The organism is Vibrio albus, assembly GCF_003144035.1.
Classification (GTDB): Bacteria; Pseudomonadota; Gammaproteobacteria; order Enterobacterales; family Vibrionaceae; genus Vibrio; species Vibrio albus.
The window spans coordinates 32,265-57,658 of the sequence record NZ_QFWT01000015.1; the positions used below are offsets into that span (position 1 = coordinate 32,265).

Here is a 25,394-nt window from a genome sequence, read left to right on the forward strand (position 1 = left end):
CTTATTAAAGAAAAGTTTCTAATATAAAATGTGATTGTGGATAAATATAGATCTTTCTCGTTATTAACCTATAGTTATCCCAATAATAAGATCACCTAAAAAAGATCTTTGTGAATAACCATCAATTTTGATCCCAGATCATACACGGTAAGATCAGTGTCAGATCACAAGAATTGATCATCTCAAACAACATGATCTTTAAGATCATTTTTCACTTATCCACAGATAATGGATTCCTTAATAATAGATCTAATAAAAGATCTATATATAGATCTTATATATATAATAACGCTCAGGATAAGATCGAAAAAAGGCAGAAAGCATTTTCTCCCCCCATACAAACAAGGTAAAATGTCGCTCTTTTGTCTTATTCCTGTTTGGTAACCCTAAGGTCGATCCATGTTTTATCACGAAAAATTTGACGTCATTGTCGTCGGTGGCGGTCATGCAGGTACAGAAGCGGCACTTGCTTCTGCCCGTACAGGTCAGAAAACCTTACTACTTACTCATAATATTGACACTTTGGGTCAAATGTCGTGTAACCCGGCTATTGGTGGTATTGGTAAAGGTCATCTGGTTAAAGAAGTTGATGCCTTAGGCGGGTTAATGGCTCAGGCTATCGATAAAGCAGGTATTCAGTTCAGAACACTTAATGCATCTAAGGGGCCAGCAGTAAGAGCGACCCGTGCTCAGGCTGATCGTGCTTTGTATAAAACTGTGGTCAGAGGAGTACTGGAAAACACCCCTAACCTGTCATTGTTTCAGCAAGCAGCGGAGGACTTGATTGTTGAAAACGATCAAGTGACTGGTGTTATTACTCAGATGGGACTGAAATTCCACGCCAAAGCCGTTGTATTGACCGTTGGAACCTTTCTTGGAGGAAAGATCCACATAGGGATGGAAAACTTCTCTGGAGGCCGTACAGGCGATCCTGCATCGATCCCTCTTGCGGATCGACTTAGAGAACTTCCGCTTCGGGTTGATCGTTTAAAAACAGGTACCCCGCCACGTATCGATGCCAACAGCGTCGATTTTTCCCAGCTACAGGTACAGCATGGCGACAATCCAACGCCTGTTTTCTCGTTTCTTGGTGAACGTGGGCAGCATCCTCGTCAGGTACCTTGCTACATCACTCACACCAATGAGCGTACTCACGAGGTAATCCGTGCCAATCTGGATCGAAGCCCTATGTACGCTGGGGTTATCGAAGGTATTGGACCACGCTATTGCCCTTCTATCGAAGATAAGGTTATGCGTTTTGCGGACAAAAACAGTCACCAGATCTTTATTGAACCGGAAGGGCTGAATACGACGGAACTCTACCCGAACGGGATTTCTACCAGTCTGCCGTTTGATGTCCAGGTTCAGATAGTCCGTTCCATGCAGGGATTTGAAAACGCCCATATTGTACGTCCCGGTTATGCCATCGAATATGATTTCTTTGATCCAAGAGATCTGAAGAAAACCTACGAAACGAAATCGATCTCAGGTCTGTTCTTTGCCGGTCAGATCAACGGTACGACCGGTTATGAAGAAGCGGCGGCCCAGGGGCTGATGGCAGGGTTAAATGCCAGTCTTTATACCCAAGGGAAAGAAGGATGGAGTCCACGTCGTGATGAGGCTTATATGGGGGTACTGATCGACGATCTATCAACCATGGGCACTCGAGAACCTTATCGCATGTTTACCTCCCGGGCTGAATACCGTCTGTTACTGCGTGAGGACAACGCGGACTTGCGTCTGACAGAAAAAGGTCGTGAACTGGGGCTGGTCGATGACATCCGCTGGGCAAGATTCAACGAAAAAGTTGAACATATTGAACTGGAGCGTCAGCGTCTTCGGGATATCTGGATGAATCCTAAATCGAACAATATTGATCAACTGAATACGCTGTTGAAAACACCGATGATGCGCGAAGCCAGTGGGGAAGATCTTCTGCGTCGTCCAGAAGTCAGTTACGAGTCGCTGACGTCGCTACCCGACTTTGCTCCCGCAATGGAAGATCGTCAGGCGGCCGAGCAGGTTGAAATTCAGGTGAAATACGAAGGCTATATCCAGCGTCAGAAGGATGAGATAGAAAAATCACTGCGGCATGAAAATACCCAGATCCCAAGTGACTTTGATTACGATATGGTGAAAGGCCTGTCCAATGAAGTCGTGGCGAAACTGAAAGACGCCAAACCGGGGTCTATCGGGATAGCCTCACGGATTTCAGGGATTACCCCGGCGGCAATTTCGATTATTCTGGTTTACCTGAAAAAACAGGGATTACTGAAGAAGGGTGACGAGTGATGAGCGTATTACGCACAAAACTGGATGCGCTTGTCGCACAGACCGACCTGATTGTTGACGAAAATCAACGTAAGCAGTTGGTTGGATATGTTGAACTGCTCAATAAGTGGAATAAAGCGTATAATCTCACCTCCGTACGTGATCCGGAGGATATGTTAGTGAAACATATCCTTGATAGCATAGTGGTGAGTCCGCACTTGGAAGGTCAGCGATTTATTGATGTTGGTACCGGCCCGGGCTTACCAGGCATTCCTCTGGCGATTATGAATCCGGATAAACAGTTTTTCCTGCTGGATAGCCTGGGTAAGCGGATCCGGTTTATCAAACAGGTATTGCATGAACTGAAGATAACCAATGTCACTACCGTACAAAGCCGTGTCGAGGCTTTTGTGCCGGAAGAGGGATTTGATGGGGTGCTCAGTCGGGCATTTGCGTCTATTCAGGATATGCTGGAATGGTGTCATCACTTACCAAAAGAGAACAGTGGTCGTTTCTTAGCATTAAAGGGACAGTTACCAGAAGATGAAATCGAGCGACTGCCTGACTGGTGTAATGTGATCAGCATCAAACCTTTACAGGTTCCTGAGCTTGATGGCGAGAGACATCTTGTAATCTTGTCGGGGAAAAAATAATCAGGGAGAACGACGTGGGAAGAATTATTGCAATAGCTAACCAAAAAGGTGGCGTAGGCAAGACAACAACTTGTATTAATCTTGCCGCATCTATGGCTGCAACGAAACGAAAAGTGTTGGTTATTGACCTTGATCCGCAGGGAAATGCCACGATGGCAAGCGGGGTCGATAAATACCAGATTGATGCGACTTCCTACGAGTTACTCGTTGAAGATACGCCGTTCGAGGAAGTGGTGTGTCGGACAACCACTGGCGGCTATGACTTGATTGCGGCGAACGGTGATGTGACCGCAGCAGAAATTAAGTTAATGGAAGTGTTTGCCCGTGAAATCCGGCTGAAAAATGCGCTGTCCACTGTTCGTGATAACTATGATTTCATCTTTATTGATTGTCCACCGGCTCTGAATCTTCTTACAATCAATGCCATGGCTGCGGCAGATTCCGTGTTGGTTCCTATGCAGTGTGAGTATTTTGCCCTGGAAGGGTTAACGGCGCTGATGGATACCATCAGCAAATTGGCTGCAGTCGTCAATGAAAATCTGAAGATTGAAGGTTTGCTGCGAACCATGTTTGATCCCCGAAATCGTTTGTCCAACGAGGTGTCGGATCAACTGAAAAAGCATTTTGGTGGCAAAGTTTACCGAACAGTAATTCCTCGTAATGTACGTTTGGCTGAAGCGCCAAGTCATGGCCGCCCAGCGATGTACTATGATAAGCATTCTGCTGGTGCTAAGGCATATCTGGCTCTGGCTGGAGAAATGCTCCGCCGTGAAGAAGTCCAGATACCGGCATAGTTTATAAAAATAAGGAATTACGTTAGATGTCTAAACGTGGTTTAGGAAAAGGCTTAGACGCCTTACTGGCTACAAGCTCTCTGGCTAGGGAAAAACAACATACCGCTCATCAGAGTCAGGCCATTTCCAATGATGGTCAGCTGACTGATATCGGGATCATGGATCTCAAACCTGGTATGTACCAGCCTCGTAAAGCGATGTCTCCGGAAGCGCTGGAAGAATTATCTGCTTCCATTCAGTCTCAGGGGATCATCCAACCCATTGTTGTTCGTCAGTCTGAAGACGGTATATACGAAATTATTGCCGGTGAACGCCGCTGGAGAGCCGCTAAACAGGCGGGGCTGAAGCGAGTTCCCTGTCTGGTGAAGAATGTTCCGGATCGTGCAGCCATCGCGATGGCGCTCATTGAGAATATTCAGCGCGAAGATCTTAATGTGATTGAAGAAGCGCAGGCGCTGGAGCGTTTACAAGATGAGTTTGAGCTGACCCATCAGCAGGTGGCTGATGCGGTAGGCAAGTCACGTACCACAGTGACTAACCTGTTACGTCTTAATTTGCTTGATTTGCCGGTGAAAAAGCTGGTTGAGCAGAAGAAACTGGAAATGGGCCATGCTCGTGCTCTGTTGGTTCTGGAACAGGAAGCTCAGTCTGCGGCAGCTCAGGTCGTTGCTGATAAAAAAATGACCGTGCGCCAGACCGAGCAGTATGTGAAGAAACTGCTTGAACCTGCAGAAGATAAAGTTGTGCATAAAAAATCACCAACTCAGCAAGCGATGGACTTGTCTATGGCGTTGGAAAACCGGATACAAGCTAAGGTTAATCTGGATATTGCCAATAGTGGGAAAGCTCGTATCACCATCAATGTTGATGATGAAAATACACTGGAAAATATTCTGGAAATGTTGGCAAACAGCACAAATTGAGAAGTTTTTAGAGTATTTGATTAAACTAATGTTTAATAAATTCAACTAAATTTTATAATGTTTATGTATTCTTTTGAAAGAAGCGGTTATTCTGTTTCTCGATAAATTCAGGGTTTAGCTCTGTAGATAGACCGCAGAGCTGAAAATATCATTATGCTCAGTTAATGAATGGTTATCTATGTTTAAAAAATGGTATTTGTTGTCTTTTTTCTGGCAATGCGTTTTTTTTGCTGCTATAGCGGCCGTAGTTAGCTTTGCATATGATGGGAAGAGCGCTTTGGCGGCTCTTCTTGGGGGACTTGCGTATTGTTTTCCTGTCCTGCTTGCCAATCTGTATATCAACTTATCCACACACATGAACAGTGCGGTGGCAAGGGCGTATGCAGGGTCAATCTACCGGCTGATGATGGCGGCGGGGATTCTGGTGTACCTGTTTAAGGAAACCAGTTACCCACCAGCGATGATCGTCGGAATGTTTTGTCTGGGAGCAGTGGTGCAATACGTAACGTCATTTGTGTTTATTAACCGTGAAAAATAGGATGTTCAATGTCTGGTTCAGACGTAATAACTCCTCAAGAATATATCGGGCATCACCTTACCTTTTTGAGTTCAGGGGAAGGCTTCTGGTCAATTAACATTGACTCGATGGTTATCTCTGTGCTTCTTGGGGCTGGATTTCTCTGGTTATTCTCTAGGTTGGCTAAAAATGCGACCAGCGGTGTTCCGGGAAAACTGCAATGCTTCGTCGAGATCCTCGTCGAGTTTGTAGAGGATACGGTTAAGGATGTTTTCCACGGAAGAAGTGTATTAATTGCACCATTAGCACTGACCATTTTTGTATGGGTGTTTCTGATGAACTTAATGGACTTGATCCCGGTTGACTTCCTTCCGCATGCTGCTGGTTTGATGGGGATTCACTATCTACGCGTTGTACCAACTGCGGATGTAAACATCACACTCTCAATGGCGTTAGGTGTTTTTGGCTTGATTCTGTTTTACAGCTTCAAGATTAAAGGCCCTGTAGGCTTTGCAAAAGAGCTTACTCTACAGCCATTCAATCATTGGGCGTTCATTCCGATCAACCTGATTCTTGAGGGCGTGACACTTATATCCAAACCGGTTTCGCTGGGACTTCGTCTGTTCGGTAACATGTATGCAGGGGAATTGATTTTTATTCTTATTGCAGGCTTGTTGCCGTGGTGGTCTCAATGGGTACTTTCGGTACCTTGGGCGATATTCCATATACTTATAATCACTTTGCAAGCATTTATCTTTATGGTGCTGACGATAGTTTATCTGTCACAAGCGTCTGAAGATCATTAACTAAACGAAAACTAATACTTACTTTAATAGTAACTTGGAGTCTTTAATGGAACACTTGAATATGGATCTGCTGTACATTGCAGCTGCTATTATGATGGGTCTGGCTGCGATTGGTGCTGCTATCGGTATCGGCATGCTGGGTGGTAAATATCTTGAAGGTGCGGCTCGTCAACCTGACCTGATTCCTCTGATCCGTACCCAGTTCTTCATCGTTATGGGTCTGGTGGATGCGATCCCCATGATCGCGGTAGGTCTGGGTCTGTATGTCATGTTTGCTGTTGCCGGGTAGTAAGTTCTATTTGAACTGAATTCTTTATTATTTTTGTTGAGCAAACATAGAGGAGTCTGCGGTGAATATAAACGCAACTCTGCTAGGTCAGGCTATCGCCTTTGCTATTTTTGTCTGGTTCTGCATGAAATATGTATGGCCACCAATTATGCAGGCAATTGAAACCCGCCAGAAAGAAATTGCTGACGGCTTACAAGCTGCAGAAAGAGCGGAAAAAGACCTGGCTTTGGCAAAAGCTAATGCTTCGGATCAAATGAAAGAAGCAAAACGCACAGCAGCAGAAGTTATTGAGCAAGCGAATAAGCGTAAAGCTTTAATTCTGGATGAAGCCCGTGAGGAAGCGCAAGAAGAGCGCAAAAAAATCCTTGTTCAGGCTGAAGCAGAACTGGAAGCGGAACGTAACCGTGCTCGTGATGAGCTACGTAAACAGGTTGCTATTCTGGCTGTTGCTGGTGCAGAGAAAATTCTTGAGCGTTCTATCGATAAAGAGGCGCACAAAGATATTCTCGATAACATTACTGCAAAACTTTAAACGTGGGGGCGCTGAATGTCTGATTTGACTACAATTGCACGCCCCTATGCTAAAGCAGCATTCGACTTTGCGGTGGAAAATAAGCAACTGGACCAATGGGGACAGATGCTGACTTTCGCAGCTGAAGTGGCTAAAAACGAACAAATTAGTGAGTTGTTAACCAGCTCTGTTTCTGCTGAAAAACTGGTGGAAATTTTTGTTGCAGTTTGCGGTGAACAAGTTGATGTTCATGGTCAGAACCTGTTGAAGCTTATGGCTGAAAATGGTCGTCTGACGACACTTCCTGATGTCTGTGAACAGTTCTTCGTGTTACGAAAAGAACATGAGAAAGAAGTGGATGTGGAAATTACTTCCGCCACCGAACTCACTGAAGAACAGTTAGCAGAGATAGGAAGTAAGCTTGAGCAGCGTCTGGAACGCAAAGTGAAGCTGAACTGCAGTGTAGATGAGGCCCTACTAGGTGGGGTTGTTATTCGAGCCGGAGACCTAATCATCGATAACTCAGCCCGCGGTCAACTGAACCGCCTGAGCGATGCATTAAGGTCTTAATGGGGATTGGAGCATGCAACTTAATTCCACGGAAATTAGCGATCTGATCAAACAGCGTATCGAATCTTTCGAAGTTGTTAGTGAAGCGCGTAATGAAGGTACTATCGTATCAGTAAGCGATGGTATTATTCGCATCCACGGCCTGGCCGATGTGATGCAAGGTGAAATGATTGAAGTACCGGGTGGCCGTTATGCACTGGCACTGAACCTTGAGCGTGACTCAGTGGGTGCGGTGGTAATGGGCCCATATGCCGACCTTAAGGAAGGCATGAAAGTGACCGGAACCGGTCGTATTCTTGAAGTACCAGTTGGTCCTGAACTGCTTGGCCGTGTGGTAAACACACTGGGTGAGCCTATTGATGGTAAAGGTCCAATCGGCGCGAAAAAAACCTCTCCTGTAGAAGTTATCGCACCGGGCGTTATCGACCGTCAATCGGTTGATCAGCCTGTACAAACTGGTTATAAGTCTGTCGACTCGATGATTCCAATTGGTCGTGGTCAGCGTGAGCTTATCATCGGTGACCGTCAGACTGGTAAAACCGCGATGGCGATTGATGCTATCATCAACCAGAAAAACTCTGGCATTTACTCTATCTACGTCGCTATCGGTCAGAAAGCATCGACTATTGCTAACGTAGTACGCAAACTGGAAGAGCACGGCGCGCTGGAAAACACCATCGTTGTTGTTGCATCAGCTTCTGAATCTGCGGCGCTGCAATATCTTGCACCGTACTCAGGTTGTGCGATGGGTGAATACTTCCGTGATCGCGGCGAAGACGCACTGATCATCTATGATGACCTGTCTAAGCAAGCGGTAGCGTATCGTCAAATATCTCTACTATTGAAACGTCCACCGGGCCGTGAGGCATTCCCTGGTGACGTATTCTACCTTCACTCCCGTCTGCTGGAGCGTGCTGCTCGTGTAAACGCTGAGTATGTAGAACGCGTCACTAATGGTGAAGTGAAAGGCCAGACTGGTTCTCTGACTGCTCTGCCTATCATTGAAACTCAGGCGGGTGACGTATCAGCATTCGTACCGACTAACGTAATCTCGATTACCGATGGTCAGATCTTCCTGCAAACTGAGCTGTTCAACTCGGGCGTACGTCCAGCGGTTGACCCAGGTATCTCAGTATCTCGTGTAGGTGGTTCAGCACAGACTAAAATCATCAAGAAGCTATCAGGTGGTATCCGTACTGCTCTGGCTGCTTACCGTGAGCTGGCTGCATTTGCGCAGTTCTCTTCCGACCTTGATGAAGCAACGAAGAAACAGCTAGACCATGGTCAGAAAGTAACTGAACTGATGAAGCAGAAACAATATGCTCCTATGTCAGTGTTCGATCAGGCTCTATCTATCTTTGCGGCAGAGCGCGGCTATCTGGAAGATATAGAACTGAATAAGGTTCTGGACTTCGAAGCGGCTCTACTATCGTATGCTCACAGTCATTTTGCTGACCTTGCAACTGAGGTAAATGCAACGGGTGCTTACAACGACGATATCGAAGCTCAGCTGACTAAGCTGATGGACGATTTCAAAGCAACCCAGACTTGGTAATTGATTGGTGGCGTTAAGTCACCGGTTAATGGCAATTACCACTAATGGAGAGTAACGATGGCCAGCGCAAAAGAGATACGTAATAAGATCGGGAGTGTGAAAAGCACTCAGAAGATTACGAAAGCGATGGAAATGGTAGCAGCATCTAAAATGCGTCGTTCACAGGACGCAATGTGTGCTTCCCGTCCATACGCGGAAACAATGCGTAAAGTGATCGGTCATGTGGCTCATGCGAATCTGGAATATCGTCATCCGTATCTGGAAGAGCGTGATGCTTCACGTGTTGGTTATATCATTATTTCTACCGACCGCGGTTTGTGTGGTGGCTTGAACATTAACCTGTTCAAAAAAGCGATAACGGACATGCAGGAATGGCAGGAAAAAGGTGTTGATGTGGAACTGGCTGTGATCGGTTCTAAAGCAACAGGCTTTTTCAATAACAGCGGCGCAAAAGTAGCGGCTCAGGTCTCTGGTCTGGGGGATAGCCCTAGCCTGGAAGCTCTGATCGGTTCTGTCGGTGTGATGCTGAAGAAATATGATGAAGGTGAACTGGACCGTTTATATGTGGTATTCAATAAGTTTGTGAATACCATGGTGCAGGAACCAACGATTGATCAATTACTGCCTTTGCCTAAATCGGATAGCAAAGAGATGCAGCGCGAACATACATGGGACTACATCTATGAGCCTGAACCAAAACCTCTGCTGGATGCACTTCTGTTGCGTTATGTAGAGTCTCAGGTGTATCAGGGTGTGGTTGAGAATCTTGCATGTGAGCAAGCGGCTCGTATGGTTGCGATGAAAGCTGCAACTGATAATGCGACGAACCTGATTGAAGATCTGGAACTTGTGTATAACAAAGCCCGTCAGGCGGCGATTACACAGGAACTGTCGGAAATCGTCGGTGGCGCAGCAGCGGTTTAAGCATAGGTAAAACAAATAGTTTAGAGGATTAACGATGGCTACAGGTAAGATCGTACAGATCATCGGTGCGGTAGTCGACGTAGAGTTCCCACAGAGCGAAGTACCAGGTGTATACGATGCTCTGAATGTTACTGATTCTAAAGAACGTCTGGTTCTTGAAGTTCAGCAACAACTGGGCGGCGGCGTAGTTCGCTGTATCGTAATGGGTAGCTCTGATGGTTTACGTCGTGGTTTAGCGGTAGAAAATACTGGCGCTCCAATCACTGTACCGGTAGGTACACAAACCTTAGGTCGTATCATGAACGTGCTTGGTGATGCGATTGATGAGCGCGGTGAAGTCGGTGCAGAAGAGCACTATGCGATTCACCGTGAAGCTCCTAGTTATGAAGAACAGTCCAACGTGACTGAACTTCTGGAAACCGGTGTAAAAGTAATCGACTTGGTTTGCCCATTCGCTAAGGGTGGTAAAATCGGTCTGTTTGGTGGTGCAGGTGTAGGTAAGACCGTTAACATGATGGAACTTATCAACAACATCGCACTGCAACACTCTGGTCTGTCAGTATTCGCGGGTGTCGGTGAACGTACTCGTGAAGGTAACGATTTCTACTTTGAAATGCAGGAAGCGGGTGTTGTAAACATCGAGAAGCCTGAAGAATCCAAAGTAGCAATGGTATATGGTCAGATGAACGAGCCACCGGGCAACCGTCTGCGTGTAGCACTGACTGGTCTTACTATGGCGGAACGTTTCCGTGATGAAGGCCGTGACGTACTGCTGTTCATCGATAACATTTACCGTTATACCCTTGCGGGTACAGAGGTATCGGCACTGCTTGGTCGTATGCCTTCTGCGGTAGGTTATCAGCCAACTCTTGCTGAAGAGATGGGTGTACTTCAGGAACGTATCACGTCAACGAAGACGGGTTCTATCACATCTGTACAGGCGGTATACGTACCAGCGGATGACTTGACTGACCCGTCTCCGGCAACAACGTTCGCGCACTTGGATGCAACCGTTGTACTTAGCCGTAACATCGCTGCTATGGGTCTGTACCCTGCGATCGACCCACTGGATTCAACATCGCGTATGCTTGATCCACTGGTTGTTGGTCAAGAGCACTACGATGTTGCGCGTGGCGTTCAGCAAACACTTCAGCGCTATAAAGAGCTGAAAGACATCATTGCGATCCTGGGTATGGATGAGCTGTCAGAAGACGATAAGCTGATTGTATCCCGTGCTCGTAAGATTGAACGTTTCCTGACTCAGCCTTATCACGTAGCGGAAGTCTTCACCGGTGCACCAGGCATTTATGTACCTCTGAAAGATACACTGCGTAGCTTCAAAGGTCTGCTGTCTGGTGAGTATGATGACATTCCAGAGCAAGCTTTCATGTACTGCGGTACTATCGAAGATGCTATTGAGAAGGCTAAGAAGCTGTAAGGCTAAATAGGAGGCGATATGGCAGAGATTACCTTTCACCTTGATGTAGTAAGCGCCGAGAAGCAGATCTTCTCTGGTCGTGTTGAAACGTTTCAGGTGACCGGTAGCGATGGTGAGCTTGGTATTTACCATGGTCACGCGCCACTTCTGACCGCTATTAAGCCAGGTATGGTGCGTATAGTGAAACAGCACGGCCACGAAGAAATTATCTATGTTTCTGGTGGTATTGTTGAAATTCAGCCGGGTACCTCTACGGTACTGGCTGATACGGCAATCCGTGGTGAAGATCTGGACGCAGCTAAGGCAGAAGAAGCCAAACGCAAAGCTGAGGAGCATATCCAGAATCAGCATGGCGATATGGACTTTGCACAAGCGGCCAGTGAACTGGCTAAAGCTATTGCTCAGCTTCGGGTTATCGAGCTGACTAAGCAAAGACGACGCTAATCTTATTTAGTGTGATGATAAAAAGGCGGCCTGTTGGTCGCCTTTTGTTTTTTCAGAGAGTCTGTTTTTCGGTCACTCATTATTGCGGTGTAAAAATTAAGATAAAAATAACCCATGCTATTTCTCTTCTGAATATGAAAGGGTTAGAATTTCCTCTCTACCAACTATTACAACAAGGATTGATTCCATGAATTTCAGTGCGGTTATCCTCGCTGCGGGTAAAGGAACCCGTATGTATTCCAATATGCCGAAAGTACTGCACACTTTGGCCGGAAAGCCGATGGCAAAACACGTTATTGATACTTGCACCGGGCTGGGGGCTCAGAATATTCATCTGGTGTATGGTCATGGTGGCGAGCAAATGCAGCAGGTTCTGAGTGATGAGCCGGTGAGCTGGGTACTGCAGGCCGACCAATTGGGTACCGGACATGCGGTGGATCAAGCTTCAGCACAGTTTGCTGATAATGAAAAAGTGCTGGTGTTGTACGGCGATGTGCCGCTTATTTCCGCTGAAACGATTGAAAGCCTGCTGGATGCGCAGCCTACCGGCGGTATTGCCTTGCTGACCGTTGTGCTGGATAACCCGACCGGGTATGGCCGTATCGTACGTAAGAACGGTCCTGTGGTGGCAATTGTTGAGCAGAAAGATGCCACGGAAGAGCAGAAACTGATTAAAGAAATCAACACGGGTGTGATGGTAGCAACCGGTGGTGATCTGAAGCGCTGGCTGTCCGGACTGAACAATGAAAACGCTCAGGGAGAGTACTACCTGACGGATGTTATTGAAGCCGCTCATAATGAAGGCCGGGCCATTGAGGCGGTACACCCGGTAAATCCTATCGAAGTGGAAGGGGTGAATAACCGCGTTCAGCTGGCACGTCTGGAACGTGCTTATCAGTCTATGCAGGCAGAAAAACTGCTGGAGCAGGGCGTGATGCTGCGTGACCCAAGCCGTTTCGATCTGCGTGGCGAGCTGCAGTGTGGTACGGATGTTGAGATCGATGTGAATGTTGTTATTGAAGGCAGCGTCAGTATCGGTGATAACGTTGTGATCGGCGCTGGCTGCGTGCTGAAAGACTGTGAAATCGACGATAATACCCTTATCCGTCCATACAGTGTGATTGAAGATGCCACTGTGGGTGAAGAGTGTACCGTAGGACCATTTACCCGTCTTCGTCCGGGCACTGAGCTGAAGAATGACGCTCACGTGGGTAACTTTGTGGAAGTGAAGAACGGGATCATTGGTGAGGGCTCGAAAGCCAACCACCTGACTTATATCGGTGATACTGTGATTGGTAAGCGCTCTAATATCGGTGCGGGTACCATTACCTGTAACTATGATGGTGCGAATAAACATAAAACCATCATTGGTGATGATGTGTTTGTCGGTTCCGATACTCAGCTGGTGGCACCAGTGTCTGTCGGTGACAGAGCGACTATTGGCGCAGGAGCAACGGTAACGAAGAATATTAACGAAGGTGAGTTAGTCATCACTCGCGCCAGAGAGCGTAGAATTCCTAACTGGAGTCGTCCAGAGAAGAAAAAATAAGACTAGTCAGCATGAAATAATAAAGCCGCTCATTGAGCGGCTTTATTTTGCAACCGAAAACGGGAAGGGAAGCATTTATTCTGAGGGACGCTGTCAATACATCCCTGTAAGCTTGACTGCAGCATCCATGCTGCAAACACCCTCACAATCAATACTCCCTACCAGTATGAGTCGGCACATCAGGACAAAAAGAACTTATACGCCGGGTTATCGGTTTCGTCCTTATACGGATAGTCCAGCTCAAACAGATGTTCGGAGAAGCGGGTCAGATCCGATTCATCCAGTTCAAAGCCACACAGTACCCGGCCATAATCCATACCGTGGTTGCGGTAGTTGAACAGGCTGATATTCCAGTGGGTACCCAGCGTACTGAGGAATTTCAGCAGGGCACCCGGGTATTCCGGAAATTCAAAACTGTACAGGCGCTCTTTGAGCGGCTTGGATGGCTTACCACCAATCATATAGCGGATGTGTTGCTTAGCCATTTCATCGTCAGACAGATCAATTACCGGATAACCGGCGCTGCGCAGATCACTGATAATACTGTCCAGTTCTTCCTGTCCACCCTGAAGACGGACACCGACAAAGATATTGGCCAGGCTGTCATCGTTATACCGGTAGTTAAACTCAGTGACTGCCCGTCCGCCGATGACCTGACAGAACTTAAAAAATGCACCTGGCTCTTCCGGGATAGTGACCGCTAACAAACCTTCGCGTTTTTCACCCAGCTCACAACGTTCAGACACGTAACGCAGGCCGTGGAAGTTCGTGTTAGCACCGGAAAGAATGGTCCCCAGTTTCTGGTTTTTCAGATCATGTTGTTCGGCGTACTTCTTAAGACCGGCCAGTGCCAGCGCACCTGATGGCTCCGCGATCGCACGGGTGTCTTCAAAGATATCTTTAACCGCGGCACAGATCTCATCACTGGACACTGTGATATGTCCGTCCAGATACTCGTTACACAGGCGGAAAGTCTCATCACCGATACGTTTTACGGCGACACCGTCAGCAAACATACTAACCTGATCCAGCACCACTGGTTCGCCCGCATCCAGTGCGGCTTTCAGGCAGCAGGAATCTTCAGGTTCAACAGCGATAACCTTGATATCCGGCATCAGTTGTTTCACCAGTACGGCGACTCCGGCGGCCAGACCGCCACCACCAACCTGAACGAAAATGTAATCCAGATGGCCGTTCTGCTGCAGCATTTCCATGCCGATGGTGCCTTGTCCGGCAATCACCAGAGGGTGATCAAACGGAGGCACAAAGGTATAACCGTGCTCTTTAGACAGTCGTTCCGCTTCCGCTTTCGCTTCGTCAAAGTTACTGCCGTGCAAAACTACTTCGCCGCCAAAGCTGCGTACCGCATCGACTTTGATATCCGGGGTGGTTTTTGGCATCACAATAATGGCCTTGATACCAAGATGCTTGCCTGACAGTGCAATACCCTGGGCATGGTTACCTGCAGAAGCCGCAATGACACCAGCTCTTTTTTGTTCTTCGGTCAGGCTGGCCACCATGTTGTAAGCGCCGCGTAGCTTGAAGGAGTGTACCGGCTGGCGGTCTTCACGTTTCAGCTGTACCTGGTTGCCGATACGCTCGGATAGCCTTGGCATATCCTGTAACTCGGTGATGCTGGCGACTTCATAGACCGGAGCCCGCAGGATATGGCGCAGATACTCTGCGCCAGTTTTAGGTAGTTTATGCTTTGAGAGATCATCACCCATGGGATTAACCCTCTAGCTTGGATTTGTCGCGTACCGCGCCTTTATCTGCACTGGTTGCCATGCTTGCATAGGCTTTCAGGGCAAAAGAGACTTCACGTTGACGCGCGGCTGGTTTCCAGCCCAGCTTGTCTTGTTCTGCACGACGAGAGGTCAGCTCCTCTTCGCTTACTTCCAGAGAGATAGTACGGCCCGGGATGTCGATAGCGATAGTATCGCCTTGTTTTACCAGACCAATGATACCGCCGTTAGCGGCTTCAGGAGAGGCGTGACCGATAGACAGACCTGAAGTACCACCGGAGAAGCGGCCGTCAGTCAGCAGAGCACATTCTTTACCCAGACCCATGGATTTCAGATAAGTCGTTGGATACAGCATTTCCTGCATGCCCGGACCACCTTTAGGGCCTTCGTAACGGATAATCACAACATCACCCGCTTTCACTTTACCGCCCAGAATGCCTTCTACCGCATCTTCCTGGCTTTCAAATACGACGGCAGGGCCGGTAAATTTCAAGATACTTTCGTCAACACCCGCTGTTTTTACGATACAGCCGTCCAGCGCGATATTGCCTTTTAGTACTGCAAGACCACCGTCCTGACTGAAGGCGTGCTCTTTATTACGGATACAGCCATTTTCACGGTCATTGTCCAGGCTGTCCCAGCGGCAGTCCTGAGAGAAAGCTTCGGTGGTACGGATACCGGCAGGGCCCGCTTTGAAGAAACTGGCCAGCTCTTCGGACGGGTTAGTCATGATATCGAACTTAGCCAGCTGCTCCTGCATAGTCAGACCCAGCACAGTTTTGGTATCCGTGTTGATAAGGCCGGCACGGTTTAGCTCAGAAAGGATTCCCATAACACCACCCGCGCGGTGTACGTCTTCCATATGGTATTGCTGAGTTGAAGGGGCAACTTTACACAGGTGCGGAACTTTGCGGGACATACGGTCGATATCGTTCATATCGAAGTCCACGTCCCCTTCCTGAGCGGATGCCAGCAGGTGAAGAACGGTATTAGTAGAACCGCCCATCGCAATATCCAGCGCCATCGCATTTTCAAATGCGGACTTGGTGGCAATGCTGCGCGGCAGAGCCGATTCGTCACCTTGTTCGTAGTAGCGTTTGGTCAGCTCTACGATGCGGCGACCTGCGCTCAGGAACAGTTCTTTACGGTCTGCGTGGGTGGCCAGCATTGAGCCGTTACCTGGCTGGCTCAGGCCAAGCGCTTCAGTCAGACAGTTCATTGAGTTGGCAGTAAACATACCAGAGCAGGAACCACAGGTTGGGCAGGCGCTGCGTTCAATCTGTTCACTTTGATCATCAGATACGGTTGGATCGGCACCCTGCATCATGGCATCCACCAGATCCAGTTTGATCAGTTGATCAGAAAGCTTGGTTTTACCGGCTTCCATCGGGCCACCGGATACAAAGATCACCGGTATGTTGATGCGCAGTGCAGCCATCATCATCCCCGGAGTGATTTTGTCACAGTTGGAAATACACACCATGGCATCAGCACAGTGTGCATTCACCATATATTCAACCGAGTCAGCGATAAGCTCACGGGAAGGCAGAGAATACAGCATGCCTCCGTGGCCCATGGCGATACCATCATCAACCGCGATAGTGTTGAATTCTTTTGCAATACCACCAGCCGCTTCAATTTCTTTCGCGACCAGTTGCCCCATGTCTTTCAGGTGTACGTGACCTGGTACAAACTGGGTGAAAGAGTTGACGACAGCAATGATAGGTTTGCCGAAATCTTCTTCTTTTACACCAGTTGCACGCCACAGAGCACGAGCTCCCGCCATATTACGTCCGTGTGTCGTTGTGGCACTACGGTATTTAAATTTTGCCATGTTGTTGTTCGTCCTTAAATTTTGTAAGCACTTAAAAGCTCATCTTTCGCGAGGCGAGAGGTGTTTACCGCTTTTACGTCCCATAGTTTTTCAACCTGATTCGTCAGTAGTGAGATAGGGCGATCACTGTCGACGACTATCTCAACTTTAGCAACTTTACTTTCCTGGTTCTGGGTTGCCAGAACCTGTTTGATAATGAAACCACGGTGGCGCACCACACGAAGAACACGTTCAAGCAGTACCGGTTTATCATCGGCTTTAATGGTTAATAGGTATCTGTCCATCAGGAGTTCTCCAGCATGTCGTGGTTAGCGGCACCCGGTGGTACCAGTGGCCATACATTTTCTTCTTCAGAAATCGCAACGTGTAGCAGATAAGCGGTTTCGCTTTCCAGCATCTCCTGCAGAGCTGGCTCAACTTCTTCTTTGGTGGTAATGGTTTTACCCGGAATACCGAAAGCAGCAGCCAGAGCAACAAAATCCGGGTTATCGTCCAGAATGGTTTCACTGTAGCGGCCGTCAAAGAACAGTGACTGCCACTGACGCACCATGCCCAGGCGCTGGTTGTTAAGCAGTACTATTTTTACCGGCACTTGTTTGCGTTTAATGGTACCCAGTTCCTGCACATTCATCATGAAAGAACCATCACCGGTGATCAGAATCGACTGATCATTCGGGCGGGCCAGTTTGGCACCGATAGCGGCCGGAAGACCGAAGCCCATGGTACCCAGACCAGCAGAGGTGATAAAGTTTTCCGGACGGCGCGGCTGAATATGTTGGGCAGACCACATCTGATGCTGGCCGACATCGGTGGAGATGATGCTGCTGTCTGGCATCATGTCGGACAGTTGTTTCAGCAGTTTAGGTGCAAAGATCAGCTCTCCCGGGTGGTCATAGCGCCATCTGAATTTATGACTCAGTTCATGCGTATGCTGCAGCCATGCTGACAGGTCATGTGTTACTTCCAGATGTGGAAGAATGACATTGATATCACCACGCAGTGCAGCATCCGCGGTACGCAGTTTATTAAATTCAGCGGCATCAATATCAATATGAATAACCTTAGCTTCCGGAGCGAAGGTATCCAGCTTACCGGTCACCCGGTCATCAAAGCGTGCGCCGACCACGATCAACAGATCAGAGCCCTGAACAGACAGGTTAGCGGCCTTGGTACCGTGCATACCGACCATACCCAGATAGTTCGGATCATCTTTATCAATGGTACCCAGCCCTTTCAGGGTGCTGACAGAAGGCATCGGGTTGGCTTCCAGGAAGTGACGTACGGCTTCGGTTGCCTTGGCCAGCTGAACACCCCCTCCCACATACAGAACAGGCTTCTCACTGTCACTCAGCAGCTTCTGTGCGGTTGTAATAGCTTCTGGATCGGCAACAGGAATGGCTGGTGGTTCAAAATAAGGCAGTGTATGTACCGGAGCTTCTGCTATCTGCACATCTTTAGCTATATCAACGATGACTGGGCCTGGACGACCGGACTTAGCAACTTCAAAGGCTTCTGCAAGTGTTGGGGCTAAATCTTCAATATGACTGACCAGATAACTGTGCTTGGTACAGGAGAGAGACATACCGATGACGTCCATTTCCTGGAAAGCATCAGTACCAATAAGGTTACTGGCAACCTGACCGGTAATCGCGACCAGAGGAACCGAGTCCTGCATTGCATCAGCCAGACCAGTCACCAGGTTGGTGGCACCCGGGCCGGATGTTGCGAGACAGACTCCAACTTGTTGGGTTGAACGGGCCAGACCAATCGCTGCCATTGCCGCTCCCTGTTCATTCCGGCAGAGGACATGGTTTATGCCACCATCATAAATGGCGTCGTAAATTGGCATAATGGCACCTCCGGGATAACCGAACACGGTGTCTATACCTTGTTGCTTCAGGGCGGCAACCACTAAATCAGAACCATTCATTTAGTGCCTCCGGCCATTGTCGTTCGCGCTGCTTTTGTGCGCTGGATGTTGTGTTTGCACATTGGTGCTCCTGTACTTCCCGTGTCTGTCATTTCCCACAATACCTGATTAAATTTATCACTGAGTCTTAGACGGCTCGACTCTGTTTGTTAGGCTACAGGTATTACCAATTTATTGTATTTTCATTGTAAAAAAACCCCCGGACTTTTCAGTGCGGGGGTTTTTTTGAATTTGCCGATTATTTTTGTCCGCTCACTCGCCCCCGCGCGGTTCCAATAATGACCACGACAAGAAGAATAATGAGTGCGTTAATACGAGCGGTTAGGTTCATTTTTCGTCATTAATATGTTGTTACTTTGTTCACACCCGTAGTGGTATCACAGAACTCTGTTGTCTGACAAGTAAAAACTCAGTCTTTTTTCATATTTATTCTTTTTATTATTGGGTTATACACAATGGTTATAAAAACAACGCTGATATACAGAGTTGTAACAAGATAATTCATTCAGGGGAGAAATATGGGACTGGCAGTGATTCACAGCAGAGCGAGCGTCGGAGTAGAGGCTCCGGAAGTCAATGTTGAAGTACATATCAGCCGCGGGATGCCGGGGTTCACTCTGGTTGGGCTTCCGGAGACGACCGTTAAGGAGTCTCGCGACAGGGTGCGCAGTGCCATCATTAATTCTGGTTTTGAGTTTCCTCCGCAGAAGATCACGGTTAACCTCGCCCCGGCGGATCTGCCCAAAGAAGGCGGGAGGTTTGATCTGCCGATTGCGCTGGGAATACTGGCGGCATCGAAACAGATTCCGGCCGATAAACTGAATAAATATGAGTTTGTCGGAGAGCTGGCATTGTCGGGGCTGGTTCGATCGGTGAAGGGAGTATTACCGGCAGCTCTGGCAGCCAACAGTCAGCAGCGTTGCCTGATCGTACCGGACGATAATGGCGATCAGGCCGCGTTAGTCGGCAAAGAGATCCATAAGTCGACTTCCAGTCTGGAGGAAGTTTGCCTTTATCTGTGTGGTCAGCAGTCTCTAAAGCTGTTTCAGACTCAGGAGCAGCCGTCTGTGACTTCAGAACAACGGGATTTACAGGATATTATTGGTCAGCAGCAGGGTAAAAGAGCGCTGGAGATAGCCGCTGCAGGTAATCATAATCTCTTGTTTATTGGCCCCCCAGGAACCGGTAAAACCATGCTGGCTTCGCGCCTGTGCGATTTGCTGCCGGAAATGAGTGATACTGAGGCGTTAGAGACGGCCTCCGTTGCGTCACTGACTCAGCAGGAGGTGAATCAGTTTAACTGGAAGCGACGTCCTTTTCGCGCCCCTCACCATTCCAGCTCGATGGCCGCGCTGGTGGGAGGGGGATCGATTCCCCGTCCCGGCGAGATATCTCTGGCCCATAATGGTCTTCTCTTTTTGGATGAAATGCCTGAATTTGAAAGAAAAGTGTTGGATTCCCTGAGAGAACCTCTCGAATCGGGTGAAATTATCATCTCCCGTGCGGCAGGCAAAACCCGTTTTCCGGCTCGTTTTCAACTGGTGGGTGCTCTGAACCCAAGCCCAACCGGTCATTATGATGACCAGCGTTCGCGTGCTAACCCTCAGGCAGCACTGCGTTATCTGGGGCGCTTATCCGGGCCACTGTTGGATCGGTTCGATATGAGCCTGGAAATCCCGGCTCTGCCTAAAGGCACCTTATCCGAGGGTGGTGATCGGGGTGAAACGACCGCAGTTGTCCGGGACAGGGTATTGGTTGCCAGGGAAAGAATGCTGTGCAGGAGCAAAAAAGTGAATGCGTTGCTCGGCAGTCGGGAGATTGAACGGTTTTGTCGGCTGGAAAAGCAGGATGCTCAGTTTCTGGAAGGGGCACTGCATCAGCTCGGGTTATCCATTCGCGCCTATCACCGGATTATCAAAGTGGCCCGCACTATTGCCGATCTGGAGGGGGTACCGGAGATCAGGCGTTCGCATATCGCAGAGGCTTTGGGTTATCGGTCTATGGACCGGCTACTTAAGCAACTGACTGCCCAGATAGTGTAATCATTCTGCAGACAGCCCCACAACTCAGACCATTCAGATATTCCAATCGATCGTCTGATTTGTATAATTACACGCTGTTTTTTTCGACATAAGATTTGATTGTAATGTTTGGCTATCTGCTTCTGGTGATCAACGTATTTCTGGTCATCCTTAATACTGCTGTCTGCTCAGTACTGATTTGTCTGATGGCACTGATGAAAATATTGATGCCGTTTTCGGCGGGTAAGCGGGCGGCTACTTTTGCAGCCAACAAGTTTATGTGGTGTTGGGCAACAATCAATGCCGGAATTTTAGCGTTGTCTAACCGGGTTGAGTGGGATATTGAAGGTGGAGAACAGCTGAAAAAAGACGGTTGGTACCTGTTGATTTCAAACCACCTGAGCTGGACGGATATCGTGGTTTTATGCTGCGTGTTTAAAGACCGGATTCCGATGCCGAAATTTTTCCTGAAACAGCAGCTATTGTATGTCCCCTTTGTCGGTATGGCATGTTGGGCTCTGGATATGCCGTTTATGCGCCGTTACTCACGTGCATACCTGATTCGCCATCCTGAAAAACGGGGGCAGGATCTGGCGACGACCCGACGTTCCTGTGAAAAATTCAGACATACTCCAACGACTGTAGTGAACTATGTGGAAGGTACCCGTTTTACGGCGGAAAAGGGCACAAAGAGTAAAGCCGGCTTTAAGCATCTGCTACAGCCGAAATCGGGTGGTATTGCTTATACACTAGCAGCGATGGGGGAGCAGTTTGAAAATATTATCGATGTGACCCTGGCTTATCCGGATAATATGGACAACCCATTTAAGCAGATGCTGATGGGGAGAATGACGCGTATTGTGGTGCGTATCCGTGTGTTGCCGGTGGATGAACAGGTAAGCGGAGATTACTTTAACGATAAGCCGTATAAGCGCCGTTTCCAGCAATGGCTGGGGAATGTATGGGAAGAAAAAGATAAGCTGCTGGACGAAATATACAAGTCGTAACCGGTACTGAAAAGAAATAAGCCCCTGAATGAGGGGCTTAAGGTTAGGAGATGAAAGCGAAACACGCCCTATCTATTATTTTTTTAGCAGGTAATCGATAAGTTCCAGATACTCATCATAAGTTTTCAGCCCTTCTGCCTTCACAACATACTTATCGTTTACCACAACACCCGGTACACCACGCAGTTCTGCATCTTCAAAGCCTTTTACAAAGCGTTTTTGCATGGAGTCGGTGGCAAAACTGTTGTAGGTAGCATCAAACTTTTTCCCATCCACACCCTGGTCAATAAACCACTGACGCAGCTCTGCCTCATCTTTTGGTGGAGTACGCAGTTCGTGAATTTGCTTAAACATCGCCGGAGCCAGTGTGTCTTCCTGTTTCAGAACCAGCATGGTGGCATAAGCTTTTGCCATTGGTACACCCATGTCTCCGCCCATGAACGTCACATGGCTTTTCTGGAAAGTAGCGCCTTCCGGCAGATCTTTTTTCAGAGCGTTCATCAGAGGCTCAAACTTAAAACAGTGCGGGCAGTAGAACGAGAAAAATTCCGTGACTTTAGGGGAAGAAGACGCCTGAGTATCCAGAACCTGATAGTGCTGATCCTGTTTAAATTCAGTTGCCTGAACAGACACGCTGACAATCATTGCTGCGATCAGGGCAAATAGTTTTTTCATAGTATGTGTACTCCATTATCTGCTTTGGTGTTGAGCCGCCATTGCAGTTTTGCTTTTCTTGTATTTCGATATTACCACTGTGTGCCAGGATTACCACTGAGGGGCAAGGCTCAATGCCGGTTCCTGCAGAGCAGCCATTTGCTCTTTAAAACCCAATACCTGGTTTTCCCAGTATTTTGGATCTCCGAACCATGGAAATGCCAGTGGAAACGCCGGATCCTGCCAGCGCTTTGCCAGCCATGCCATATAATGCACCATACGTAGACCACGTAAAGGCTCAATAAGTTTCAGTTCTGCAGGGTTAAAATCGCAAAATTCTTCATATCCCTCAAGAATCGTATCCAACTGAGCCAGCTTATCGGCTCTTTCTCCATTCAGTAGCATCCAGAGGTCCTGTACTGCCGGTCCCGAACGGGCATCATCCAGATCGACAAACATCGGGCCGTCACGCCAGAGGATGTTTCCAGGATGGCAATCACCATGGAGCCGGATAGATGTGAAAGTCTCTGACCACTGTTGTTCTATCGATTGAATCAGAAAATCCAGATCATTGAAAAAAGCATTTTCCATATGAGGCGGGATAAAATCAGAATGGGTGAGTATTTCACGCGGCTGGTACAAATATTCCTGCAGAGATATCGCCGGGCGGTGACTAAACGGGTGCTTACTGCCAACCTTATGGATACGGCCGAGAAAGCGTCCTGTCCACTCTAACTGTTCAAAGTTATCTACCTCAAACTGGCGACCGCCCATGCTGGCAAACAGGGCAAACAGATAGCCTTTATATTCATGCAGAGTCTGTCCGTTTATCCTGAGCGGCGGAGCGACAGGAATATCCTGCTCTACCAGCTCCAGAGTGAAATCGTGCTCTTCCTGGATCTGTTCTCTGGACCAGCGTTGCGGACGGTAAAATTTGACCACATATCGCTGTTTTTCTTCGTCAGTAAACTGGTAAACCCGGTTTTCATAGCTGTTTAAGGCCAGCAGGCCTGACTCAGCACGGACACCAATGCTCTCCATTGCATACCACATAAAATCTGGAGTTAATGCATCGAAGTTAAAGGCGTTTTCTGAAGGAATATTTTTCATAGTTGCCTGAGCTGCAGCAGGACTGAATGCTTCCAGTCCTGAGTATTAGAATAAGGTTATTTGATGATACCGCGAGCTTTAAGAATGGCGGTTTTAAAATCGTCTTCCTGATCTTTGGCCAGACCTGGAATCATGTCATCTTTACCGCTGTTACGCATTTTCAGATGATAGATCAGCACATCGTCGGTCAGATTTTCCAGAGGGCCTTCATAACCGGCTTCGTCAGCCAGTTTACGGATGAATTCGATGAGATTCAGATCGGGGTCTTTCTGCCATTCAGGGTGCAGAAGCTCGATTAATTCATTAACGCGGTGACATTTCATGACTTTCTCCAATATATCATTGTATTGTTATGGCTCAATCAAAGAACAACTTCTGTCTTAAGCCTTATTTTTCTATAGTACTTTTTTCCGGGAGGAAGCTGAAGTTATTAGGGTGGGTTTATACCAATTCCAGCAGGAATGATTAGATAATTTAATTACTGGTATTATCTTGAATTGGTCGTGTTATCAATAGCTCTAAATAAAAAAAGCGCAGTGATAAAACTGCGCTTTGCGTTATGCCGCTTGTATTGTTTCGTGATGAGTCTGTTTCTCGATAGCTTTTCTCTGTACCAGAGCCATTGCTGGCGTCTGTTTTCTAGCAACCGGAGCAGATACAACGCTGCAACGGCGGCGGGACGCGCTGGTTACGGTGCGCGAGAACCTGACATGGGAAGTGTGCATCTTCAACCCTTTCGTCAGACCATCCATTGCCAAGTTAATGGCCTAATTATTTATGAAAGCTCACCATATGCATGGAAGACTTTCTCTTTTGGCCACTGCCAGTCCTATAGAAATAATTAGGAATAAGATATGTGTGACATATCTGACTAAATAGTAACACCCTCGTTACCTTTTATCGAGTTGTTTGAGTAAAAAAACAGCATTTTTTATCCGGTATATCTGAGTGTCAATCGTTCTGGTTTTACAGGCTGAGCTTGAGTTTTATTTTTTTTGGTTGGTAATATGGTGATGTCGGTTTAAAGGGTGTTCAGGGGGATAGATAACCATGTCTTTTATCAAAAAAACGTTGGCAAGTTTCGGAGTGGGATCCGCACGGGTTGATTCCATTTTGCAGCAGGAATTTTTGGTGCCGGGAGAAACGGTTCCGGTGGCGATTGAAGTCTATGGTGGAGCAACGGCGCAGGATATTGATACCATAGAGTTGAAGCTTTGCTGTCAGTACATCGATGAAGAATTCGAGAACAAAGAGGGTGACCGCCATGGCAGGAAGAGGAAGGTAAAGCGGACCTTTACCCTGGCTCGCTGGACATTGCCGAATGCATTTACCATTCAGCCCGGAGAGCAGCGGAATTTTCAGGCTGAAATTGAGGTTCCCTGGAATACACCGGTGACCATCAGTGATGCCAAAGTGTGGCTGGAAACCGGTCTGGATATTTCTATGGCGGTGGACCCGACCGATAAAGATATTCTGACGGTGCGTCCGGACCCGCTGGCAGATGGTGTTTTGAGTGCTCTGGAAGAAGAAGGATTACGTATCCGCCGGGTGGAGTGTGAGGCGTGTGATGGCTTTCCGATGCCGTTTGTACAGGCGTTCGAATTTGTTCCGACTACCGGGCCATTTCATGGTCGTTGGCGTGAGCTGGAGATCATTACATTCCGGCATGGAGAGCGGCTGGATATCTGGTTTGAAATAGACCGGCAGAAGCAGGGTATGACAGGTTTGCTGTCTGGTCTGTTAGGAACAGGAAAACTGCATCGGCAGTTGCCTATTCCGGCAGACACTGCACCGGATAAGGCCGGGAAGATGGTTCTCGAGTATCTGGATGCCTGCGAGTAATATTTAT

At 47.9% G+C, this 25,394-nt stretch carries 25 protein-coding genes; 17 read left to right on the top strand and 8 right to left on the bottom strand.

All coding sequences use genetic code 11. The annotated features are described in order from the left end of the window. The first annotated feature begins 399 nt into the window (after positions 1 to 399). The 14 genes from mnmG (at position 400) to glmU (ending at position 13,244) form a co-directional block, all read left to right on the top strand. Positions 400 to 2,292 carry a tRNA uridine-5-carboxymethylaminomethyl(34) synthesis enzyme MnmG gene (mnmG, locus tag DI392_RS18825; protein WP_109321237.1) on the top strand — a complete coding sequence of 631 codons (1,893 nt, stop codon included), beginning with the start codon at positions 400 to 402 and terminating at the stop codon, positions 2,290 to 2,292. After that, a complete protein-coding gene (gene rsmG / locus DI392_RS18830) occupies positions 2,292 to 2,924 on the top strand; it encodes a 16S rRNA (guanine(527)-N(7))-methyltransferase RsmG (RefSeq protein ID WP_109321238.1) in 633 nt (210 codons plus the stop codon). Before mnmG ends, rsmG begins: the two co-directional genes overlap by 1 nt. Positions 2,925 to 2,938: 14 nt before the next feature. Then, a complete protein-coding gene (locus tag DI392_RS18835) occupies positions 2,939 to 3,718 on the top strand; it encodes a ParA family protein (protein ID WP_109321239.1) in 780 nt (259 codons plus the stop codon). Between the two features lie 26 nt (positions 3,719 to 3,744). Beyond that, positions 3,745 to 4,641 (top strand): ParB/RepB/Spo0J family partition protein, encoded by an 897-nt coding sequence (locus DI392_RS18840; RefSeq protein ID WP_109321240.1) that lies wholly within the window; start codon positions 3,745 to 3,747, stop codon positions 4,639 to 4,641. Between the two features lie 178 nt (positions 4,642 to 4,819). Next, on the top strand, positions 4,820 to 5,179 hold the full coding sequence (locus tag DI392_RS18845; RefSeq protein ID WP_109321241.1) for an ATP synthase subunit I: 360 nt from the start codon (positions 4,820 to 4,822) through the stop codon (positions 5,177 to 5,179). An 8-nt stretch (positions 5,180 to 5,187) separates the two neighbouring features. Further along, complete coding sequence (atpB, locus tag DI392_RS18850; RefSeq protein ID WP_109321242.1) at positions 5,188 to 5,964, top strand: F0F1 ATP synthase subunit A; 777 nt, start codon at positions 5,188 to 5,190, stop codon at positions 5,962 to 5,964. 46 nt (positions 5,965 to 6,010) lie between these two features. Then, complete coding sequence (atpE, locus tag DI392_RS18855; protein WP_109321243.1) at positions 6,011 to 6,253, top strand: F0F1 ATP synthase subunit C; 243 nt, start codon at positions 6,011 to 6,013, stop codon at positions 6,251 to 6,253. 61 nt (positions 6,254 to 6,314) lie between these two features. Then, positions 6,315 to 6,785 carry a F0F1 ATP synthase subunit B gene (gene atpF / locus DI392_RS18860; RefSeq protein ID WP_109321244.1) on the top strand — a complete coding sequence of 157 codons (471 nt, stop codon included), beginning with the start codon at positions 6,315 to 6,317 and terminating at the stop codon, positions 6,783 to 6,785. Positions 6,786 to 6,800: 15 nt separating this feature from the next. Next, entirely contained in the window at positions 6,801 to 7,334 is a 534-nt protein-coding gene (gene atpH / locus DI392_RS18865; protein ID WP_109321245.1) for a F0F1 ATP synthase subunit delta, read from the top strand. A gap of 13 nt (positions 7,335 to 7,347) precedes the next feature. Beyond that, a complete protein-coding gene (gene atpA / locus DI392_RS18870) occupies positions 7,348 to 8,889 on the top strand; it encodes a F0F1 ATP synthase subunit alpha (RefSeq protein WP_109321246.1) in 1,542 nt (513 codons plus the stop codon). Between the two features lie 57 nt (positions 8,890 to 8,946). Continuing rightward, the gene (atpG, locus tag DI392_RS18875) at positions 8,947 to 9,813 is read left to right on the top strand and encodes a F0F1 ATP synthase subunit gamma (RefSeq protein WP_109321247.1); all 867 of its coding nucleotides are present in this window, start codon (positions 8,947 to 8,949) and stop codon (positions 9,811 to 9,813) included. A gap of 34 nt (positions 9,814 to 9,847) precedes the next feature. Then, on the top strand, positions 9,848 to 11,251 hold the full coding sequence (gene atpD, locus DI392_RS18880) for a F0F1 ATP synthase subunit beta (RefSeq protein WP_109321248.1): 1,404 nt from the start codon (positions 9,848 to 9,850) through the stop codon (positions 11,249 to 11,251). Positions 11,252 to 11,269: 18 nt separating this feature from the next. Beyond that, a complete protein-coding gene (locus tag DI392_RS18885) occupies positions 11,270 to 11,695 on the top strand; it encodes a F0F1 ATP synthase subunit epsilon (protein WP_109321249.1) in 426 nt (141 codons plus the stop codon). 187 nt (positions 11,696 to 11,882) lie between these two features. Next, on the top strand, positions 11,883 to 13,244 hold the full coding sequence (gene glmU / locus DI392_RS18890) for a bifunctional UDP-N-acetylglucosamine diphosphorylase/glucosamine-1-phosphate N-acetyltransferase GlmU (protein WP_109321250.1): 1,362 nt from the start codon (positions 11,883 to 11,885) through the stop codon (positions 13,242 to 13,244). Between the two features lie 179 nt (positions 13,245 to 13,423). Here glmU and ilvA read toward each other — a convergent pair whose 3' ends face one another. From ilvA to ilvG, 4 genes are read right to left on the bottom strand one after another with little or no spacing between them, the layout of a single operon-like run. Beyond that, positions 13,424 to 14,971, bottom strand: coding sequence for a threonine ammonia-lyase, biosynthetic (gene ilvA / locus DI392_RS18895; RefSeq protein ID WP_109321251.1), 1,548 nt, complete (start codon positions 14,969 to 14,971; stop codon positions 13,424 to 13,426). 4 nt (positions 14,972 to 14,975) lie between these two features. Next, positions 14,976 to 16,823, bottom strand: a complete 1,848-nt coding sequence (gene ilvD / locus DI392_RS18900) for a dihydroxy-acid dehydratase (protein ID WP_109321252.1) — start codon at positions 16,821 to 16,823, stop codon at positions 14,976 to 14,978. Positions 16,824 to 16,837: 14 nt separating this feature from the next. After that, positions 16,838 to 17,107 carry an acetolactate synthase 2 small subunit gene (ilvM, locus tag DI392_RS18905; RefSeq protein WP_109321253.1) on the bottom strand — a complete coding sequence of 90 codons (270 nt, stop codon included), beginning with the start codon at positions 17,105 to 17,107 and terminating at the stop codon, positions 16,838 to 16,840. Next, positions 17,107 to 18,753 carry an acetolactate synthase 2 catalytic subunit gene (ilvG, locus tag DI392_RS18910; RefSeq protein WP_109321254.1) on the bottom strand — a complete coding sequence of 549 codons (1,647 nt, stop codon included), beginning with the start codon at positions 18,751 to 18,753 and terminating at the stop codon, positions 17,107 to 17,109. Before ilvG ends, ilvM begins: the two co-directional genes overlap by 1 nt. Before the next feature lie 518 nt (positions 18,754 to 19,271). Here ilvG and DI392_RS18915 point away from each other — a divergent pair. Next, the gene (locus tag DI392_RS18915) at positions 19,272 to 20,795 is read left to right on the top strand and encodes a YifB family Mg chelatase-like AAA ATPase (protein WP_109321255.1); all 1,524 of its coding nucleotides are present in this window, start codon (positions 19,272 to 19,274) and stop codon (positions 20,793 to 20,795) included. Between the two features lie 104 nt (positions 20,796 to 20,899). Next, positions 20,900 to 21,781 carry an acyltransferase gene (locus tag DI392_RS18920; RefSeq protein ID WP_109321256.1) on the top strand — a complete coding sequence of 294 codons (882 nt, stop codon included), beginning with the start codon at positions 20,900 to 20,902 and terminating at the stop codon, positions 21,779 to 21,781. A gap of 75 nt (positions 21,782 to 21,856) precedes the next feature. Here DI392_RS18920 and DI392_RS18925 read toward each other — a convergent pair whose 3' ends face one another. From DI392_RS18925 to DI392_RS18940, 4 genes are all read right to left on the bottom strand, one after another. Further along, positions 21,857 to 22,456: a thiol:disulfide interchange protein DsbA/DsbL gene (locus DI392_RS18925; RefSeq protein WP_109321257.1), complete on the bottom strand. Its 600-nt coding sequence runs from the start codon at positions 22,454 to 22,456 to the stop codon at positions 21,857 to 21,859. 90 nt (positions 22,457 to 22,546) lie between these two features. Further along, entirely contained in the window at positions 22,547 to 23,545 is a 999-nt protein-coding gene (locus tag DI392_RS18930) for a serine/threonine protein kinase (protein WP_109321258.1), read from the bottom strand. Between the two features lie 56 nt (positions 23,546 to 23,601). After that, positions 23,602 to 23,868, bottom strand: a complete 267-nt coding sequence (locus DI392_RS18935; protein ID WP_109321259.1) for a YihD family protein — start codon at positions 23,866 to 23,868, stop codon at positions 23,602 to 23,604. 234 nt (positions 23,869 to 24,102) lie between these two features. Then, positions 24,103 to 24,303, bottom strand: a complete 201-nt coding sequence (locus DI392_RS18940) for a hypothetical protein (protein WP_146194551.1) — start codon at positions 24,301 to 24,303, stop codon at positions 24,103 to 24,105. 292 nt (positions 24,304 to 24,595) lie between these two features. On the opposite strand from DI392_RS18940, the gene DI392_RS18945 reads away from it, so the two are divergent. After that, entirely contained in the window at positions 24,596 to 25,387 is a 792-nt protein-coding gene (locus DI392_RS18945; RefSeq protein WP_109321261.1) for a sporulation protein, read from the top strand. Positions 25,388 to 25,394 lie beyond the last annotated feature (7 nt).